At 71.5% G+C, this 17,746-nt stretch carries 16 protein-coding genes, 1 pseudogene and 1 riboswitch; of the genes and pseudogenes, 5 read left to right on the top strand and 12 right to left on the bottom strand.

The window, feature by feature from the left end; genetic code table 11:
- Positions 1-11: 11 nt before the first annotated feature.
- The 4 genes and pseudogenes from istB to MUB56_RS14530 all read right to left on the bottom strand — a co-directional run bounded on the left by istB (position 12) and on the right by MUB56_RS14530 (position 3,565).
- Complete coding sequence (gene istB, locus MUB56_RS14545; RefSeq protein WP_244927737.1) at positions 12-827, bottom strand: IS21-like element helper ATPase IstB; 816 nt, start codon at positions 825-827, stop codon at positions 12-14.
- Complete coding sequence (gene istA, locus MUB56_RS14540) at positions 827-2,101, bottom strand: IS21 family transposase (protein ID WP_244927736.1); 1,275 nt, start codon at positions 2,099-2,101, stop codon at positions 827-829. Before istA ends, istB begins: the two co-directional genes overlap by 1 nt.
- Before the next feature lie 306 nt (positions 2,102-2,407).
- Positions 2,408-2,830: pseudogene (locus MUB56_RS14535) on the bottom strand (sigma-70 family RNA polymerase sigma factor); the annotation flags it as partial.
- A 156-nt stretch (positions 2,831-2,986) separates the two neighbouring features.
- Entirely contained in the window at positions 2,987-3,565 is a 579-nt protein-coding gene (locus tag MUB56_RS14530; RefSeq protein WP_244927734.1) for a TetR/AcrR family transcriptional regulator, read from the bottom strand.
- Between the two features lie 85 nt (positions 3,566-3,650).
- Between MUB56_RS14530 and MUB56_RS14525 the strand changes: the two genes are divergently transcribed.
- Complete coding sequence (locus MUB56_RS14525; RefSeq protein ID WP_244927733.1) at positions 3,651-4,367, top strand: SDR family oxidoreductase; 717 nt, start codon at positions 3,651-3,653, stop codon at positions 4,365-4,367.
- A gap of 68 nt (positions 4,368-4,435) precedes the next feature.
- On the opposite strand, the gene MUB56_RS14520 is transcribed toward MUB56_RS14525, so the two are convergent.
- Positions 4,436-5,374 (bottom strand): pseudouridine synthase, encoded by a 939-nt coding sequence (locus tag MUB56_RS14520; RefSeq protein WP_244927732.1) that lies wholly within the window; start codon positions 5,372-5,374, stop codon positions 4,436-4,438.
- Positions 5,375-5,555: 181 nt separating this feature from the next.
- Between MUB56_RS14520 and MUB56_RS14515 the strand changes: the two genes are divergently transcribed.
- Positions 5,556-6,278 carry a hypothetical protein gene (locus MUB56_RS14515; RefSeq protein WP_244927731.1) on the top strand — a complete coding sequence of 241 codons (723 nt, stop codon included), beginning with the start codon at positions 5,556-5,558 and terminating at the stop codon, positions 6,276-6,278.
- Between the two features lie 192 nt (positions 6,279-6,470).
- On the opposite strand, the gene MUB56_RS14510 is transcribed toward MUB56_RS14515, so the two are convergent.
- Together MUB56_RS14510 and MUB56_RS14505 are read right to left on the bottom strand one after the other, a co-directional pair.
- Positions 6,471-6,959 carry a 6,7-dimethyl-8-ribityllumazine synthase gene (locus tag MUB56_RS14510; protein ID WP_244927730.1) on the bottom strand — a complete coding sequence of 163 codons (489 nt, stop codon included), beginning with the start codon at positions 6,957-6,959 and terminating at the stop codon, positions 6,471-6,473.
- A 73-nt stretch (positions 6,960-7,032) separates the two neighbouring features.
- Positions 7,033-7,194, bottom strand: a riboswitch (FMN riboswitch).
- Between the two features lie 38 nt (positions 7,195-7,232).
- Positions 7,233-8,735 (bottom strand): amino acid permease, encoded by a 1,503-nt coding sequence (locus MUB56_RS14505; RefSeq protein ID WP_244927729.1) that lies wholly within the window; start codon positions 8,733-8,735, stop codon positions 7,233-7,235.
- Here MUB56_RS14505 and MUB56_RS14500 point away from each other — a divergent pair.
- Positions 8,734-8,973: a hypothetical protein gene (locus MUB56_RS14500; RefSeq protein ID WP_244927728.1), complete on the top strand. Its 240-nt coding sequence runs from the start codon at positions 8,734-8,736 to the stop codon at positions 8,971-8,973. The genes MUB56_RS14505 and MUB56_RS14500 overlap by 2 nt on opposite strands.
- A gap of 18 nt (positions 8,974-8,991) precedes the next feature.
- Here MUB56_RS14500 and MUB56_RS14495 read toward each other — a convergent pair whose 3' ends face one another.
- Together MUB56_RS14495 and MUB56_RS14490 are read right to left on the bottom strand one after the other, a co-directional pair.
- Positions 8,992-9,651 carry a response regulator transcription factor gene (locus MUB56_RS14495; protein WP_244927727.1) on the bottom strand — a complete coding sequence of 220 codons (660 nt, stop codon included), beginning with the start codon at positions 9,649-9,651 and terminating at the stop codon, positions 8,992-8,994.
- The gene (locus tag MUB56_RS14490) at positions 9,648-11,720 is read right to left on the bottom strand and encodes a histidine kinase (RefSeq protein ID WP_244927726.1); all 2,073 of its coding nucleotides are present in this window, start codon (positions 11,718-11,720) and stop codon (positions 9,648-9,650) included. Before MUB56_RS14490 ends, MUB56_RS14495 begins: the two co-directional genes overlap by 4 nt.
- Positions 11,721-11,854: 134 nt before the next feature.
- Here MUB56_RS14490 and MUB56_RS14485 point away from each other — a divergent pair, with 134 nt between their 5' ends.
- Positions 11,855-12,484 carry a hypothetical protein gene (locus MUB56_RS14485; protein ID WP_244927725.1) on the top strand — a complete coding sequence of 210 codons (630 nt, stop codon included), beginning with the start codon at positions 11,855-11,857 and terminating at the stop codon, positions 12,482-12,484.
- A gap of 11 nt (positions 12,485-12,495) precedes the next feature.
- Here MUB56_RS14485 and MUB56_RS14480 read toward each other — a convergent pair whose 3' ends face one another.
- Complete coding sequence (locus MUB56_RS14480) at positions 12,496-13,455, bottom strand: AraC family transcriptional regulator (protein ID WP_244927724.1); 960 nt, start codon at positions 13,453-13,455, stop codon at positions 12,496-12,498.
- A gap of 204 nt (positions 13,456-13,659) precedes the next feature.
- Between MUB56_RS14480 and MUB56_RS14475 the strand changes: the two genes are divergently transcribed.
- Positions 13,660-14,496 (top strand): alpha/beta hydrolase, encoded by an 837-nt coding sequence (locus tag MUB56_RS14475; protein WP_244927723.1) that lies wholly within the window; start codon positions 13,660-13,662, stop codon positions 14,494-14,496.
- On the opposite strand, the gene MUB56_RS14470 is transcribed toward MUB56_RS14475, so the two are convergent.
- A complete protein-coding gene (locus MUB56_RS14470; RefSeq protein WP_244927722.1) occupies positions 14,480-15,856 on the bottom strand; it encodes a DUF1570 domain-containing protein in 1,377 nt (458 codons plus the stop codon). The genes MUB56_RS14475 and MUB56_RS14470 overlap by 17 nt on opposite strands.
- Entirely contained in the window at positions 15,837-17,741 is a 1,905-nt protein-coding gene (gene dxs / locus MUB56_RS14465) for a 1-deoxy-D-xylulose-5-phosphate synthase (RefSeq protein WP_244927721.1), read from the bottom strand. Before dxs ends, MUB56_RS14470 begins: the two co-directional genes overlap by 20 nt.
- Positions 17,742-17,746: the final 5 nt, after the last annotated feature.

Here is a 17,746-nt window from a genome sequence, read left to right as displayed (position 1 = left end):
CCCCCTCTTGTTCACTGGTTCTCTTCGGTGACGGCCGCGGGGACGCGGCCGAGTTCTCGGTTCTTCAGCCGGTAGGAGTCGCCCTTCAAGGCGATGACCTCGGCGTGGTGGACGAGCCGGTCGATCATCGCGGCGGCGACGGTGTCGTCGACAAAGACCTCGCCCCAGCGGGCAAAGTTCTTGTTGGACGTGACGATCAGGCTGGCGCGCTCGTAGCGCGATGAGACGAGCTGGAAGAACAGGTTCGCCGCCTCGGGTTCGAAAGGGATGTAGCCGACCTCGTCGATCACCAGGACCGGGTAGCGGACCAGGCGGCGCAGCTCGTCTTGCAGCCGGCCGGCGTGATGGGCCTCGGCGAGCCGGTCGACCCACTGGCTGGCGGTGGCGAACTGGACCCGGTGTCCGGCCTGACAGGCCCGGATCGCGAGCCCGGTGGCCAGGTGGGTCTTCCCCGTCCCTGGCGGGCCGAGCAGGACCACGTTCTCCTTGCCCGCGACGAAGTCCAGGGTGCCCAGGTGCGCGATGGTCTCCCGCTTCAGGCCACGGGCGTGGTCGTAGTCGAAGTCCTCCAGGCTCTTCCTCGACGGGAACCGGGCGGCGCGGATGCGGCCCTCACCACCGTGGGACTCCCGCGCCGACACCTCACGTTGCAGACACGCGGCGAGGAACTCCTCGTGCGTCCACGACTCCTCCCGGGCCCGTACGGCCAACCGTGCGACAGACTCGCGCAGCGTGGGCGCCTTCAACGCTCGGGTCAGGAACTCCAGCTCGCTCGTGACGTCGCGACCGGCCCTCGCGGTCCTCTTCGCCGTGCTCGGCGTGGTCATCACGACACCTCCTCGTCGACCAGGCCGTCGGACAGGGGATCGACGAGCCCGAGGACCTGGTCGTAGACGCCGAGCGATCGGATCTCGACCTCCTCGCCGGTCACCGCATCGGCGACCGGGCGGAGCAGGTCGCCGCGTCCTTGCCGCAGGAGCTTCGCGGCCACGGTGTGCTCGAAGTCGCTGATCGTCTGGTGCTGGGCCCATACCCGGGCGTGGTCGGCGACGATCGCGCCCTCACACGTCACCCACACCCGGGCCAGGTCGGCGTGGACCTCAATCCGGCGCCCGACCACGGCGGGGTGCACGGAGTAGTCGTTGGAATCGAGGCGGATGTAGTGATCGCGTGGCAGCCGCATCGACTTGCGCCACCCGACCTCGGGCGGCACTGGTGGCAGCGGCATCATCGCGGCCCGGTCGGCGGCGATCCGATCGTTCGGTGCGCATCCCAGGACCCGCATCTTCCGGGCGTTGGCCTTCACGACGAACCCGGCCAGCTGGGTGTTGAAGTCCTCAGGGCCGGTGAACTCCCGGCCGGGCAGGAACGAGCGCTCCAGGTAGTCGTGGAACCGCTCGAGCATGCCCTTGGCCTCAGGGTCGGCTGGCTTGCACACGTAGACCTTGGTGCCGAGCACGCCGCGGAATGCCTGGCACTCGGTGGTGAGCGCGGACTCCTTGGGGCGCCACCGCCCGATGGCACCCTCGCCGTCCCACACCAGCAGCTTCGGGACCGCGCCCAACTGCTGGATCAGGTGCCACCAGCCGGGAAACAGGTCCTCGCTCTCTCGGCGCGGGATCAGCACCGCGCTGGTCCAGTGCGAGTAGCCCGACACCATCGTCATCACCGGCAACCGCTTCGCGGTCCGCCTCTGGCCGAAGCCCACCGGCAACTCGATGTCGGGGAACCAGAAGTCGAACTGCGCCAACCCACCAGCCTCATAGATCGTGCGCGAGGACGGGTCCGGCGGCAGGTACACCGGCCGTAGCTCGCTCACCCGGGTGCGCAGCGTCCGGATCGAATGCACCCACCCGATCCGCTCAGCAACGACCGTTGCCGGCATCGTGGGCGTGACCCGCAACAACTCACGAATCCGCGGCTCGACCTCATCGACCAACGATCCCCGCGCCGGCCGCTCGTAACGCGGGGCACCGACGTCGCGCAGCGCCTTCCGCACCGTGTTCTTCGAGATCCCCATCGACCTGGCGATCACCTTGATCGGCACTCCCTCCGCACGGTGCAACCGGCGGATCTCAGCCCAGTCCTCCACTGACAACACTCCGCATCCCCCTGCCTCGAGATGAGGACAGGGTCTCGGAGGGGGTCAGTTTTCAGTTGCCGTTCGGGGGTCAGTTTTCACGTGCCGTCGACACGACAGGCGGCGGACCGGCCACGAGCGCGAGCGCTACCTTCTCGTAGCCGCCTATCCAGCCCTGCCGCGAGGACGGCAGATCCGAACATCGGACGGCTTGTCAATATCGGGACTGAAGTCCACCAAGGGAGAAAGTGAGCCCGGGAGAGTACTCAGGCGAAACGCCCCATAGGCAGCCAACCGCCGAATAGAGGACTGCTAGAGCCGCACCGGCTATCGCGGCATCGAGATATCGGGCGCCGCGCCGACCGCGTGGCGCAGGGCGATTCGGGCACGGTGGTGCCGGCTTCGGACGGTCCCCTCCGGGAGTCCGAGGATCTGAGCGGCTTCCTTCTGGGTGAAGCCGTCCCAGTAGGTGAGGCGAATGATCTCCTGATCGAGCTGGTCGAGAATCCCCAGGACGGTGTGGAGCTCGGAGTCCTGCGCGTTGGCGGACCTGTTTGGCCGTGCCGCCAATTCCGCGCGGAGCTTGTCCCGCAGGGCACTGTGCCGGCGAACCGTACGTCGATACGTCGAAAGCACCCGTCGCGCGATGCCGAACATCCACATGCGAGCCGCGGTGTCGTCGCCCGGAAGAGTGCGAGCCTTGCGCCAGACCACCAACGCCCTCTCCGCCAGGAGGTCGGCGGCGTCCTCAGGTCGGTGCGTCGATAGAAGTAGCCCAGCAGGTCAGCCGCGATGGCCTCGAGTACGGCAGCGACGTGGCCCATCGACGCCTCCGGAGTTCGCACAGGACATGGAGGAGCCGCTGAAGACCGGGCCGCTCGCTCCCTTGGGCCTGACGCGCTCGTCTCAGGAACTGCCCGCCAGGCGATCGTGTGCCGGCGCGGGCAAGGCCGCCATCGCAGTCTCTGCGATGCCCAGGAGGTCGTCGGTGCTGCCGCCGTCGCGGGCACAGCCGGACATACCGCGCAGGACGGCCACGAGGAACGAGGCGAGGTGGTCGGTGTTCGTCGTGGCTGCGAGATCATGGTCCCGGACCCCTTGGTCGAGCCGGTCCTTGAGTCGCCGGCGAAGGACCTCGCGCTGCGTTTCGAGCCGCGGCTCGGTCAGCAGGAGGCACCCGGCAGGCGTTGCCGGGTCGGTGTGGGCGTGTGCGGTGTCGTCGAACACCTGAGCGATGGCCTCGCGCGCGTTCGGCAGCGCCGCAGCACGGTCGACCGCCTCGCACGTGCGCTGGAAGTACACCGCTGAGGCCTCCTCGAAGAGGCGACGCTTGTCGCCGAACGCCGCGTAGAGGCTGGGGGGTGTCACACCCATGGCCGAGGTCAGCATCGCGACGGAGGTCTCCTCGTAACCCGCGCGCCAGAACTGTTCGAGAGCTGCTCCGAGCGCGGCATCGCGATCGAAGCTCCGCGGTCGGCCGGCCATGTCGGCGAGCATAACGTATCGATCGCTACAGAACGTGGTACCGTCCGAACGTCAATCAATAGTGATCGCTACAGAATAGGTAGTCATGGACGTCAGAGGTGCGGTGGTGCTCGTCACCGGAGCGAACCGGGGCATTGGTGCCGAGTTCGTCGAGCAGTTGAAGAAGCGTGGAGCGGCGAAGATCTACGCCGCCGCTCGCGATGCGGGCGCGATCGACGCCGACGGCGTGCACCCGCTCGAGCTCGACATCACGAGCGCCGGGCAGATCGAAGCGGCCGCCGCCGCGGCGGGTGATGTTCAGGTGCTCGTCAACAATGCCGGCATCTCCACCGGAACTTCGCTCGTCGCCGGGGACGAGGCGACGATCCGCCGCGAGATGGACACGAACTTCTACGGTCCGTTGCTCATGACTCGTGCGTTCGCCCCCATCCTGGGATCCAACGGCGGTGGCGCGATACTCAACGTCATCTCGGCACTGTCATGGTTCACCGCTCCGAGCGCCGGTGCGTACGCTGCGTCGAAGGCTGCGGCCTGGATGCTGACCGACAGCACTCGACTCGAGCTCGCCGCACAAGGTACGCATGTCGTCGCCGTGCACATGGGGCTGGTCGACACCGACATGGCCAAGGCCGTGGAGGCGCCGAAGATCGCGCCGTCGGATCTGGCGAGTGCCGGTCTCGACGCCATCGAGTCGGGTGCACAGGAAGTGCTGGCGGACGACTGGGCAAAGTTCATCAAGTCCGGGCTCACCCTCGACCCGAAGGTGCGATACGAGCAGATCTTCGCCGCCCTGGGAGCCTGAGCAGAACTGCTTCGCGTCTGCTGAGGTGACCTCTCGCCTCGACGAGACTGCGTCGAGGCGATGGCCGCTCATCGGCCCGGATCGCCGAGAGCACTGTCGAGCGGCAGGCTGCGGGGGCTCACGAACCGGCGCAGGACCCCGTCGACGGGGTCGGCGTACTCGAGCTCGCTGGCCAGCAGCTGCAGCGGTCGCGTGAAGTCGTCGACGTCGACCTGGAGGTCGAGCGGGTAGAGCGGGTCGTCGACGATCGGGGCGCCGAGATCGCGCAGGTGCAGCCGGAGCTGGTGCGTGCGTCCGGTGCGCGGGGTGAGGCGGTAGACCGCGAGGGCGCCACGGCGTTCCTCGAGCTCCACCCGGGTCTCGGCGTTGACCGGCCCGTCCGCCACGACCTCGGCGCGCCCGGTGCCGGGGATCGCAGCGATGTGGTTGCGGACGGTGGTCGGTGCCTCCAGGTCGCCACGCCACGGTGCCAGGGCACGGTAGGTCTTGCGCACCGTGCCCTGCGCGAACATCGCATGGTAGGCCCCGCGCCACTCCGTCCCGGTCGCGCAGACCACCAGGCCCGAGGTGACCCGGTCGAGACGGTGCATCGGGGTCAGCTCCGGCAGCCCGAGCTCCTCGCGCAGGCGCACGACGAGGCTCTGCGTCACGTGCCGCCCGCGCGGGACCGTCGAGAGGAACGCCGGCTCGTCGACCACCACGACGCGCTCGTCGCGGTGGACGACGGTGAGCGGTCCGGGTACGACGGGCTCCTCGCGCAGGTCGCGGTGGAACCAGACGAACGTGTGCGCGCGGTAGGGGTCGGCGTCGGCGACCGGCCGACCATCGGCGTACACGAACCGCTCGGTGGCCAGCATCGACTCGACCTCGACGCGCGCGTCGACGTGGTCCCGCAGCCACGCCCCCATGCTCCCCCAGCCTGCGGGTCGCTCCGGGTCGCGGTGCGGCGTGCACACCCACGCCGCACTCAGCCCGTGCCGGCGCGGCAGCGGGGAGCGTGGGGGCACGGCGCGATCCTACGGACCGGTCGGCGAGTCTCCGGGCAGGTTCGACGAGCGAATCGGTTTCCTGGCCGCCCCCGCGGGCATCACTGACTAAGAGGTCTGCCGAATCCTCTGACGCCGTCGAGCGGCGACCTGTCCGAACCGTAAGGGGACCGTTTACATGCGTTCAGTTCGTTCCGCCCGAATGGCCGTCGCCGCAGTCGCGACGGTCAGTCTTCTCGCCCTGAGCGCCTGCTCGGGTGACTCCGACTCCGAGTCCGACGAGGAGCCGCGGGCAGAAGAGAGCAGCGCCTCGTCCGAGGAGCCCACCGAGGACGCGCCCGCCGAGTCCGAGGAGCCCACGGAGTCTGAAGACGCCGCTCCCGCGGGCGCGGAGGGCCAGCCGGCCTGGGCGCGCCCGGTCACCACCGGTGGCGACCTCATCTCGACCATCGAGGTCGGCGACGTCACCGTCGAGGTGTACCAGGTGAGCACCGCGAAGGCGACGGAGGACGGCAACTTCGCGGACCCCGACACCAACAAGCCGCTGCTGGCGAAGGGTGACGACGTCGTGTTCGTCAACTACGTGGTGACGAACAACGGTGAGGCCATCGACCTGGGTTCCAGCCTCGTCAACATCTCGGCTCGCTACGACGACTGGCAGTGGCTGCAGGGCATGGACGGGGTCACCGACGACGCCCTGTACGAAGCGCAGGGCGTGAACGACGACGTGTTCGCTGACGGGTCCTACGTCGACCCGTCGATCTACACGTTCGGTCCCGGCGAGCAGTACTCGTACGGGGAGAACTTCAAGTACCAGGCCGGCTCCCCGATCACCTTCGAGGCGTCGATCACGCCGGTCGACGCGGAGGGCGAGCTGCTCCACGACCAGAATGTCGAGGGCGAAGGAACCGGCACGATCTCCTGACCGGCCGCGCTCGGACGCCGGCCTGCGTCGACCGGCGCAGGCCGGCGGGAGGATGGCGCGTGCACTCCCTGCGGGCGCTCGGATCCCACCTGCGAGGTAGCGGTGCCGTGAAGCGGTCGATCGTCGACCTCGGGACTGGCGCGGCCAGACCCACCTGATCAAGCCCCAGGTGATCGCGCCGGTGGTGACCGACTACCTGCTCGGCAGCTGAGCGGGCTCTTCGTCGCCCGTCGCAGCACTGCCGGGCAGGGCGAGCACAGCCAGAGCCGCGGCACCGAGCTCCGCGCCCTTGGCTCGGAAGTGGCGGGTGAAGTAGGCGAGGTGCTCCTCGTGCTCGTGGAAGTGCAACGGTGTCAGCACTCCGGACAGCACCGGCACATCGGTGGCGAGCTGGACCCGCATCAGGCCGTCGACCACGGCCGAGGCGACGTACTCGTGCCGGTAGATCCCACCGTCTACCACGAGGCCGCACGCGGCGATGGCGGCGTACCTCCCGCTGCTCGCGAGTCTCTGGACGGCCAGCGGGATCTCGAAGGCGCCGGGCACCTCGACGACCTCCGGCCGGGCATGCCCGGCGGCGGTGACCGTGGCGATGAATCCCTCGACGGCCTCGTTGACGATGTCGGCGTGCCAGCGGGATGCGACCACGGCGATCCGGTGGGGCGTGGGTGCCTGCGACATGTGAACTGCCTCCTTGTCTCGTCGCTCACCCAGGGCGATACGACGAGCGGAGCAGACAGAGTCAGACCGTACGCCGCGTTCTCTCTCATCCGGACTATGACCGTCGGCTCCGGAGTCACACCGGATCTGCTGACCCCTCCGGCCTGAGCCGGAAGGCGCTCGCGGGCTGCGATGACCGGATCGTCCGGTCGTCTTCACCGCCGGTGGGGAGTTTCACCCCGCCCTGAGAACGTTGCGACGCAGACTATCGGAAGGCGTCGCCCGGTCGTCGCCTCAGCGCCCGTCCGAGGTGGCGGCCGCCTCCCGCTCGCGCCGGCCGACCCGGCTGTGGGTGCGGCCGTAGCCGGCGTAGACCAGCACTCCGAGCGCCATCCAGATCCCGAACCGCAGCCAGGTCTCGCCCGAGAGGTTGATCATCAGGTAGAGGCACAGCACGGTCGCCAGCGCCGCCACGACATACACCGCCGGTGTGCGGAACGAGCGGTCCAGGTCGGGCCGGGTCCGGCGCAGGATCGCGACGCCGATGCTGACCAGGATGAAGGCGAACAGGGTGCCGATGTTGACCAGGTTGGCCAGCGTCGCCAGGTCGACGAAGCCCGCGATCGCCGCGACCACCAGGCCGGTGATCAGGGTGATCCGGTACGGCGTGCCGTAGCGCGGGTGCACCTTCGCCAGGCCCCGCGGCAGCAGGCCGTCGCGCGCCATCGCGAACGCGACCCGGCTCTGGCCCATGATCAGGATCATCGCCACCGCGACCAGGCCGATGCAGGCGCCGACCGAGATCAGGTCGCCCATCCAGCTGACACCGGCCGCGTCGAAGGCGGTCGCGAGCGGTGCGGCGTCGTCCGGGTCGATGTCGCGGTAGTCCTGGACCCCGGTGACGACCAGGCTGACGGCGGCGTACAGGACGGTGACGACGGCGAGCGAGCCGAGGATGCCGATCGGGACGTCGCGCTGGGGGTTCTTGGCCTCCTCGGCCGTGGTCGCGACCACGTCGAAGCCGATGAACGCGAAGAACACGACGGCCGCGCCCGAGACGACCCCGGCGATCCCGAAGATGGCCGGCTCGATGCCGAAGATGCTGGTCACGAGGGGCAGGTCGAGGAAGCCGCCCGCGGACTCGGGCGTCGGCTGCGACTCGGGGATGAACGGCACCCAGTTGCCGGGGTCGACCAGGGTGATGCCGACGACGATCACCGTCGCGACCACGGCCAGCTTGATCGCGACGATCACCTGGTTGACCCGGCTGGAGAGCTTGGTGCCGCGGATCAGCAGCACCATGATCGCGAGCGACACCACGACGGCCGGTAGGTCGACGACGCCCCCGGAGGCCGACCCGATCTCGGCGGGCACCTCCAACGGCGTGCCGGCCAACAGCTCCTGCAGGTAGCCCGAGAAGCTCACCGCCAGCGCCGAGGCGCCGATCGTGAACTCCAGGGCCAGGTCCCAGCCGATGATCCAGGCGATCAGCTCGCCGAAGCTGGCGTAGCTGAAGGTGTAGGCGCTGCCCGCCACCGGCACGGTCGAGGCGAACTCGGCGTAGCAGAGCCCGGCCAGCCCGCAGGCCACGGCCGCGATCAGGAACGACAGCGCCAGCGCGGGGCCGGAGTGGGAGGCCGCGACGGTGCCGGTCAGCACGAAGATGCCGGCGCCGATCACGACGCCGATGCCGAAGACCACGAGGTCGAGAGCGCCCAGCTCCTTGCGGAGCCGGTGGTCGGGGTCGTCGGTGTCGGCGATCGCCTGCTCGACGGACTTGGTGCGGAACACGCTCATGACGAATCCCCTACCCGAGGTCGGGCCGCGGCACGCGCGTCATCCGCCACGGCGCGCGCGGCGGCCACCGTCGTACGCCGCCGTACGCCGTTTGCGGCGTCCGGAAGTCGGGCACTCCGGGGTCACCCGCCTCCCGCTCAGGGAGCACCACCGATCGGAGACCTTCGTGAACACTCGCACCATCGCCGTCGCCGCCCTGGTCATCGCCGTCATCCTGCTGCTGTTCCTGCTGCTCTGACCCGGGTCGGGCCGGCCGTCAGGCGCCGCCGAGGCCGGCCTCCCGGGCGCGGATGATCACGTCGGCCCGGTCGGTGGCCTGCAGCTTCGCGAGGATGTTCGAGACGTTGTTGCGCACCGTCTTCGGCGCGAGGTAGAGCTCGGCGGCGATCTGGGCGTTGTTGCGGCCCGCCGCGATCAGGTCGAGGATCTCCAGCTCCCGCTCGGTCAACTGCGGGAACGCCGAGCGGTCCGGGGTCGACGATCCCGAGAGCAGATCGGAGATCCGGGCCGCCAGGGAGGCCCCGAACACGAGGCCGCCCGCGTGCACCGTCGAGATGGCCCGGGCCACCTCGTCCTGGCTGGCGCCCTTGACGAGGTAACCCCGGGCACCGGCCCGCATCGCGGCCAGCACGGTGCCGTCCTCCTCGCCCATCGTGAACACCAGGACCCGGGTCTCCGGCAGCTCCGTACCGAGCCGCCGGGTCGCCTCGATGCCGTTCATCTGGGGCATCTGCAGGTCCATCACGACCACGTCCGGGCGGTGCTCGACCGCGAGGGTCACCGCCTCCGCGCCGTCGGCCGCGGTGCCGACCACCGTCACCGACGGCTGGGTGCCCAGCAGCGAGGCCAGCCCGTCGCGGAAGACCGGGTGGTCGTCGGCGATCAGCACCCGAACGGGCCCGCTCGTCTCGCTCATGCCATCTCCTCGATCCTGGTCTCCTCGACCACCAGGCTCAGCGGCAGCCAGGCGCGCACCCGGGTGCCGCCCCCGGGCGGACAGGTGATCTCCGTGCGACCCCCGAGCTCGTCGGCCCGCTCGCGGATGGAGCGCAGGCCCACCCCCGCCGTGACCTCGGGCGCGATCCCGGTGCCGTCGTCGGTGACCTCGACGAGCAGGGCGCCCGGCACCACCGCCAGCCGGACGACGGCGCGCCCGGCGCCCGCGTGCCGGGCGGTGTTGGCGAGCGCCTCCGAGGCGATCCGGTAGGCCGCCACCTCGACGGCAGCGGGTAGCGGCGGCAGGTCCTCGGCCTCGACGGCCGCGGTCAGTGCGCTCGAGCTCAGCCGCTCCGCCTGCTGGCGCAGCGCGGCGAGCAGGCCCAGGTCGTCGAGTGCCGGCGGGCGCAGCCCGTGCACGAGCCGTCGTACGTCGGCGAGCGCGTCGGTGATCTCCTGCCGCGACTGGGCCAGCAGCCGGCGGCTGGTCTCCGGGTCGCGGTCCAGGGCGTTGCCGGCGGCGTCCAGGCGCATCGCCACGCCGCCCAGCGCCGGACCCAGCCCGTCGTGCAGGTCGCGGCGGATCCGTCGCCGGTCCTCCTCGCGGGCCAGCACGAGCTGCTCGCGGGAGGCCTGCAGGTCCTCGGCCAGCCGGCTGCTGCGGACCGCCATCGCCGCCTGCCGCACTACGTCGAAGAGCAGCGCCTGGTCGCGCTTGGAGAGCATCGAGCGGACGCCGCGCGCGGGCAGCTCCAGCAGCCCGACCTCATCGGCTCCGTAGCGGATCGGCACCTCGCGGGTCTCGCCGGGCGCCGTGCCGTGCGTGGCCTCGATGGTGCCGCCGCCGTGCCGGAACACCTCGACCCGCACGAAGCCCAGCTTGAACGCCTCCGCGAGCTCGGCGGCGAGCGCCGGCAGCTGGCGGCGTACGTCGCCGTACTCCTCGAGGCGGGCGGCGAGCTCGGTCACCACGGCGTAGCGGTCGCCGCGGCGCCCGACGAGCACGCGTCGTACGACGGCGCCGGCCCAGGTGCGCAGCGGCCCGTAGATCGTGACCGCGAGGAGCAGCACCAGCAGCGTGGCGTCCTTCTCGGAGAGCCGCTCCCCCAGCACGCCGTCGAGCAGCGCGAGCAGGGCCAGGTCGAGCACGATCACGATCCCGGCGACCGCGGACCACACGACCGTGGCGGCGAGCAGCGCGTCCACGTCCCAGCGCTCCGGGTCGAGGATGCCGATGGCGATCGAGGCGCCCGTCACCGCGAACGCGACCACCAGGGCGATGGTCACGATCCAGCCGTTGTGCAGCACGATCGCGATCGCGAAGACGACCAGGCAGGTCATCGCGGCCCACAGCAGCCAGCGCAGCTGCAGCCGCTCCCGGCCCGAGGCGCGGCGCTGACGGGCGAAGAGCACCGCCACGGCGACCGGGATGGACAGCAGGGTCAGGGTGCGGGCGACGGTCAGCAGGACGATGTAGACGTCGCCGTCGATCGGCAGCTGCGGCATCCCCGTGTCCAGGGGCATCGGGAAGCCGTCGCCCTCCAGGGCGTCCACCGGTGCGAAGATCAGCAGCACCGGCATCGCGCAGGCCATCGCGACGACGCCGAGGCTGACCGGGCGCCACCGGCCCGGCACCAGCCGGCCGGTCGGGTAGAGCACCAGCACCAGCGGCAGCCCGACCATCAGGAACGACCCCAGCTGGGCGACCACCCAGACGGCGAACCCGCTCAGCGGCAGGTACGGCGTGTGCGCCATCCCGTACGCCGACCACGACTCGGCGAGCCCATCGAAGGCCCACAGCAGCCCGGTCAGGGCGATCACCCAGGCCACCGGATGCCGCGGGTGGCGGGCCAGGACGGGGACGGCCGTGCCGGCGCCGACCGCCCCGACCAGGGCGGAGAAGGTGCCCCACCCCATCAGGGCCCGGGCCCGGTCGGCGGGCTCGTTGACGAGGTCCAGGGGCAGGCACAGCGCGACCGGGAGCAGCGCGAGCACGGCGACGACGTACGCCACCGGAGCAGCGCTCCATCCTGGTCGGGCGGGGTTCACCCGCCCAGTATCGAGCGACATCCGTCCCGTCGTCCCGGGATCGTTGTCCCGCTCCGACCGGGACAATCGCGGGGACCGGGGACGGGACCGTGCTCCCTGCCGCCCGGGTCGCCGTCCCGCCGAGGGTTGCTGCCATGACGAACTACACCGACACCACCACCCCCGCCCGCACCGACGTGCGGCCCACCTCCACCCGATCCGGCTCGGCGACCCGCCGGCCGTACGCCGTCCAGGGCACCGTGCTCTCGGTCGGCGCGCTCGCCTGGGCCGCCGCCATGGCCTTCGGCGGCACCGACCCCGGCGAGACCGGCGCCGACGTCGTCGCCTTCGCCTTCGGCTCCGGCCTGTTCCAGGTCGGCCTGCTGTGCCTGCTGACGGTGCTCTTCCGCACCCAGGCGCTCGGCACCGGCCGGCTGGCCCGCTTCTTCGTCCGCTTCGAGTCCGTCCTGGTCGTGCTGGCCATCGGCTCCACGATCGCCGACGGCACCGGCGTCAGCGACCTGGACCAGACCCCGTGGCTGCTGCTCGACCTGTTCTGGCCGCTGTCGATGCTCGGGATGTTCTTCATCGGCATCCGGATCGCGATCGCCGGCCGCTGGCGCGGCGCCTCCCGGTTCTGGCCGATGGTCGCCGAGAGCTGGGCCGTCGTGGTGATCCCGACGCTGGGGATCTTCGGCCAGGACGTCGCCCAGGTCGTCGCCCCGCTGCACCTGCTGGTCGGGTACGTCGTCCTCGGCCAGCTGGTCGCCCGCAAGGAGGGCTGAGCGCATCGCGATCACCCCGGCCCGTCCCGTACGCCGACGGCCTGCTGCCACTCCCCGGGCAGCAGGCCGTAGGCCGTGCGGAAGCGGCGCGCGAAGTGCGTCGCGTCCTTGAAGCCCCACCCGTGCGCCACCCGGGCGACCCCGCGCCGGGAGTGGGCGAGCTCGGCGCGGGCGCCCTCCAGGCGCCGCTCGATGACGTACTGCTCCAGGCTGAACCCGGCCGCCTGGCAGGCCCGGAAGAGCTGGCGGCGCGACACCGCCAGCGCCGCGGCGACCCGGTCGGCGCCCAGGTCGGGGTCGCGCAGGTGCTGGGCGACGTAGGCCCGCACCTGGTCGGCCAGCGTGGTCTCGGTGACCTCGACCGGTGCCCGGCCGCCGGCGGCCGCGCCCGCGAGCAGCGCGCGCAGCAGGTGCAGGCTCGCGATCCCCGCGTCGACCGCGGCCGGCGAGGAGCCGATCGTCTCCGCGTGCCTGCTCAGGTCGCGCAGGTGGTGGACCAGGGTGCCGTAGAGCGGGCTGCTCGGGAGCCGGGTCGAGGCCCGGGCGATCACCTCGGGCGACAGTCCCAGGTCGGCCGTCGAGACCTGCATCGAGCTCGACGAGCCGATCCCGCTCCAGGCGAAGGAGTACGGCCGGGTCAGGTCGACGACCATCAGCTCGCCGGGGAAGACCCGCCGCTGCAACGGGCCCGCGTCGTACCTCCCGGTGCCCTGCTCGTGCACGGCGACCGCGACGTACTCCGGGAAGTCCTGACGGGCGGCTCGCGAGCCGCGGGTCATCCCCACCCCGGTGCTCCAGGTGCTGAACAGCTGGACCGGTCCGACGGGCGTCAGCTCCATCCGCGCGGCCGTGCCCTGCTCCTCGTGCTCCAGGTCGACCCGGGTCGAGCCGGTCATCACCAGCATCGTCGTGCGGAACGCCTCGGCGCGCTCGCGCACGTCCAGCTCGGCGGTGTCGAGCAGCACCGGCATCCGGACCACCTGGCGGGAGAGGACTGGGGCCCTCAGACGGTACGACGACCGGTGGTGCCGGCGCATGACCCGCTCGGGGGATCTTCCGGCGGCGGCCCGCGCGGCACCCAGGGCCGCTGAGCCGGCACTGAGGGCCGTTCGGCGCCCGCGCCGCCGCTCTAGCGTCGGGACTCCCCCATCGAGGCCCACTGAAGGAGATCGACCATGGACGCCGAGCAGAGCCCTGCCCCGGACACGATCGTGCTCGTCCACGGACTGTGGGTCACGCCCCGCAGCTGGGAGCACTGGGTCACCCACTACGAGGCCCGGGGCTACACGGTCCTGACCCCTGCGTACCCCGGCTTCGAGGTCGAGGTCGAGGCGCTGCGCGCCGATCCGTCCATCATCGCCGAGTGCGACATCACCGCGACCATCGATCACCTCGCCGACGTCGTCCGGTCGGTCCCGAAGGCGCCGATCATCATGGGCCACTCGTTCGGCGGTGCGCTCACCCAGATGCTGCTGCACCGCGGGCTCGGCGCGGCCGGCGTCGCGATCAACTCGGCCCCGACCGAGGGGGTGCGCACCAACCCGCCGTCCCAGCTGAAGGCGCTATGGCCGGCGCTGAACAACCCGGCGAAGCGGCACCAGGCTGCGGGGTTCACCGAGAAGCAGTTCCACTACGCCTTCACCAACACCCTCGACGAGGAGGCCGCGAAGGCGGCGTACGACCGCTACGCCATCGCCGCACCGGGACGCTGGGTCTGGGACTACGGACTGATCGCCAACTTCAAGCCCGGTCACCAGGAGACCTGGGTCGACTACCGAAACCCCGACCGGGCGCCGCTGCTGTTCATCAGCGGCACCGCCGACCACATCATGCCGCCGGCGGTGAACCGGTCGAACGCCAAGAAGTACGCCAAGTCCGAGGTGCCGGCGGAGTACATCGAGCTGGAGGGCCGGTCGCACTGGACGTGCGCGGAGCCCGGGTGGGAGCAGGTCGCCGACACCGCGCTGGAGTGGGCGCTCGCGCACGCCCGGCAGCTCAGCGTGCCGGGCTGACCTCGGGGGCGGACGGCGTCTGGGTCGGGGTCGCCTCCGGAGGCACCGGAGTCACCACCGGCGGCGGCGACAGGGAGGGCGGTACGGCGGGCGGCACCGGCTCGCCGTACTCGGCGACGATCAGCTCGCCGGCCCGGCGGGCCAGGCGGGCCGGCCGCACCTCGAGCCAGTCGAGCAGCAGCCGGTCCGGGTCGACCTCCCCGGAGCCGACCTCGTCGAGCAGGCTCCACAGCACGGACTCGTCGAAGCTGCGGACGAGGTACTCGCACGCCCACCAGGCGAGTGCGTAGCTGGCGGCCGTCCCCTCGCCGGTGAACGCCCCGTCGTCCGGCAGCGCGTCGAAGCCCGCCTCCGCGGCCCGGATCGCCCGCTCGGGGACCCGGCGCTCGGCGGGGTCCATCGCCTGGGCGGAGACGTACTCGGCGAGCCCCTCGCTCAGCCACACCGGCGCGTGGTCGTCCCGCGGCCCCAGCGCGACGTGGGTGAGCTCGTGCCGCACCAGCCGGTCGCGGGCGGCACCGGCGCGATCGAGCATCCGGGGGTGCAGGGCGAACCGGGTCGCGGCCAGCGTCTCGTCGCCCGGCGAGGCCGGCACCGGGAAGGCCACCCCGTCGAGGTCGTCGGGGTCCCCGCCGGGCACGTCGTCGATGACCCCGAGGTAGGCCGGGTCCGAGAGCGCGTAGACGACGACCGAGCGGGACCAGTCGTAGGGCACCTCCGCCGCGACCGCGTCGATCCCGCGCTCGACCGAGCGCAGCAGCGGACCGGCGGCGGGCACGCTGCGGGCGTCGAACACCCCGAGCACGCCGGCACCACCGCGCACCTCGACCGGACCGAGGTCCCACGGCTGCGGACGGACGTCGTTCTGCTGCTCCCAGGCCGGGTCGGTCACCGAGGTGAGGACCATCCGGCCGGGCCGCCGCGCGCTGGAGCGGAACCGGTAGCGGTCGCGGGTGACGACGGGGACGGCGTCGTACCCGGCCAGCAGCAGGTGCTCCTCGACCACCACCCAGTAGTCGTCGCCCTCACGCACCAGCGCCGCCGGGTCGGCGGTGTAGCTCAGCTCCCCGACGGGCAGCTGACGCAGGTTGGCGAACCAGGTGCGCTGCTGCTCGCGGAACTCCCCGGTGCCCCGGACGCCGCGGTCGAAGGCCGCCGCGTCGCTGGCGAGGACCGAGCGGGCGCGGCGGTGCAGCGCCTGCTGGACGCCGGCGACCACGTCGGGAGCGGCGGCGTACGACGTGCTGCTCGACGGGGCCGGCTCGGCGTCGTCGGAGCTCGCGGTGCAGGCCGCGGACGCGACCGCCAGCGCCGCGGCCAGCGCGGCGCGAACGCAGAGGTCAGACCGGGCGAACGGCATCGACGGGAGAACGATCCTCGGCCATCGAGGTCATGTCCTCGACGATGCCGCGCGCGAGGGCCTGCGGCGTCAGGCCGATCCGCTCGAGGATCGCGGCCCGCTTCGCGTGGCCCAAAAACTCCTGCGGGATGCCGTGCAGCCGGAACGGCGTGGTGACGCCGGCGTCGTTGAGGGTCTGCAGGAGTACGGCGCCGCAGCCACCGACCCGGCCGTTGTCCTCGATGCTGACGACCAGCCGGTGCTCGCGGGCCAGCTCGACGATCGCCGGGTCGACCGGCTTGACCCACCGCGGGTCGACGACCGTCACGCCGATGCCCTGCGCGACCAGCCGGTCGGCGACGTCGACGGCGACCTCGTTCATCGACCCGACGGCCACGACCAGGACGTCCTTGGTGCCCTTGCGGACCAGTACGTCGGCCCCGCCGGCGCGGCCGACCGCCGGGATGTCGGCCGGCGGCGGACCCTTCGGGAACCGGACCACGGTCGGTGCGTCGTCGACCTCGACGGCCTCGTTGAGCAGCTCGCGCAGCCGGGTGGCGTCGCGGGGCGCGGCGAGCCGCAGGCCCGGCACCATCTGGAGGAACGACAGGTCCCACATGCCGTTGTGGCTCGCGCCGTCGTCACCCGTGACGCCCGCGCGGTCGAGCACGAAGGTCACGCCGCACTTGTGCAGCGCGACGTCCATCAGCACCTGGTCGAAGGCCCGGTTGAGGAAGGTCGCGTAGACCGCCACCACCGGGTGCAGGCCGCCCATCGCGAGCCCGGCGGCGGAGGTCGCGGCGTGCTGCTCGGCGATGCCGACGTCGAAGGTGCGCTTCGGGAACCGCGCCTGGAAGTGGTCGAGCCCGACCGGGTGCATCATCGCCGCGGTGATCGCGACGACGTCCTGTCGCCGCTGGCCGAGGTGGACCATCTCGTCGGCGAAGACGTCGGTCCAGATCCGCCCGCGGGCCTTCTCCTCGCCGGTCTCGACGTCGAAGGGCTGCGGGCTGTGGAACTGGTCTGCCTCGTGCCGCTCCGCGGCGTCGTACCCGAAACCCTTGCGGGTGATCGCGTGCACGATCACCGGGCCGCCGAACCGCTTGGCCTGCGCCAGCACCTGCTCCATCGCGGGCAGGTCGTGGCCGTCGACGGGGCCGACGTACTTCAGGCCGAGGTCCTCGAAGAGGCCCTGCGGCGCCAGCGCGTCCTTGAGGCCCTTCTTCATGGCGTGCAGGGCGTCGTACGCCGCCGGGCCGACGCCGGGGACGGCGTTCAGCCGCTTCTTGACCAGGTCGAGGAGCTGCTCGTAGCGGGGGTTGGTGCGCAACGAGGTGAGCGCGGTGGCCAGGCCGCCGATCGTCGGGGTGTAGGAGCGGCCGTTGTCGTTGACGACGATGACGAGCTTGCTGTCCTTAGCGATCGCGATGTTGTTCAGCGCCTCCCAGGCCATCCCGCCGGTGAGCGCGCCGTCGCCGATCACGGCGATCGTGTGCCGGTCCTCGCCGCGGATGGCGTAGGCCTTGGCGATGCCGTCGGCGTAGCTCAGCGACGCGGAGGCGTGGGAGTTCTCGACGATGTCGTGCTCGGACTCGACCTGGCTCGGGTAGCCGCTCAGGCCGCCCTCGCTGCGCAGGGTGCCGAAGTCGCCGGCCCGACCGGTGAGCAGCTTGTGGACGTAGGACTGGTGGCCGGTGTCGAAGACGACCCGGTCGCGCGGGGAGTCGAACGTGCGGTGGATCGCCAGCGTCAGCTCGACCACACCGAGGTTGGGGCCGAGGTGCCCGCCGGTGCGCGAGCAGGTGCCCACCAACAGGTCGCGGATCTCGCTGGCGAGGGCACTCAGCTGGTCGTCGGTGAGACCGCGGAGATCGCGCGGGCTCGTGATCGACTCGAGAAGACCCATGGACG

This window comes from Nocardioides sp. W7, assembly GCF_022919075.1.
Classification (GTDB): domain Bacteria; phylum Actinomycetota; class Actinomycetes; order Propionibacteriales; family Nocardioidaceae; genus Nocardioides.
The sequence above is the reverse complement of the archived record's forward strand: the minus strand, read 5'-3'. Positions and strand labels throughout refer to the sequence as shown.

Excerpts from the sequence above, each read along its gene's own strand:
- MUB56_RS14470 (WP_244927722.1), bottom strand. The coding sequence starts at position 15,856 with ATGCCGTTCGCCCGGTCTGACCTCTGCGTTCGCGCCGCGCTGGCCGCG.
- MUB56_RS14495 (WP_244927727.1), bottom strand. The coding sequence starts at position 9,651 with ATGAGCGAGACGAGCGGGCCCGTTCGGGTGCTGATCGCCGACGACCAC.
- MUB56_RS14525 (WP_244927733.1), top strand. The coding sequence starts at position 3,651 with ATGGACGTCAGAGGTGCGGTGGTGCTCGTCACCGGAGCGAACCGGGGC.
- MUB56_RS14480 (WP_244927724.1), bottom strand. The coding sequence starts at position 13,455 with ATGCCGGTGCTGCTCGACACCGCCGAGCTGGACGTGCGCGAGCGCGCC.
- istB (WP_244927737.1), bottom strand. The coding sequence starts at position 827 with ATGACCACGCCGAGCACGGCGAAGAGGACCGCGAGGGCCGGTCGCGAC.
- MUB56_RS14515 (WP_244927731.1), top strand. The coding sequence starts at position 5,556 with ATGGCCGTCGCCGCAGTCGCGACGGTCAGTCTTCTCGCCCTGAGCGCC.
- MUB56_RS14510 (WP_244927730.1), bottom strand. The coding sequence starts at position 6,959 with ATGTCGCAGGCACCCACGCCCCACCGGATCGCCGTGGTCGCATCCCGC.
- MUB56_RS14485 (WP_244927725.1), top strand. The coding sequence starts at position 11,855 with ATGACGAACTACACCGACACCACCACCCCCGCCCGCACCGACGTGCGG.
- MUB56_RS14505 (WP_244927729.1), bottom strand. The coding sequence starts at position 8,735 with ATGAGCGTGTTCCGCACCAAGTCCGTCGAGCAGGCGATCGCCGACACC.
- MUB56_RS14475 (WP_244927723.1), top strand. The coding sequence starts at position 13,660 with ATGGACGCCGAGCAGAGCCCTGCCCCGGACACGATCGTGCTCGTCCAC.
- MUB56_RS14500 (WP_244927728.1), top strand. The coding sequence starts at position 8,734 with ATGACGAATCCCCTACCCGAGGTCGGGCCGCGGCACGCGCGTCATCCG.
- dxs (WP_244927721.1), bottom strand. The coding sequence starts at position 17,741 with ATGGGTCTTCTCGAGTCGATCACGAGCCCGCGCGATCTCCGCGGTCTC.
- MUB56_RS14530 (WP_244927734.1), bottom strand. The coding sequence starts at position 3,565 with ATGGCCGGCCGACCGCGGAGCTTCGATCGCGATGCCGCGCTCGGAGCA.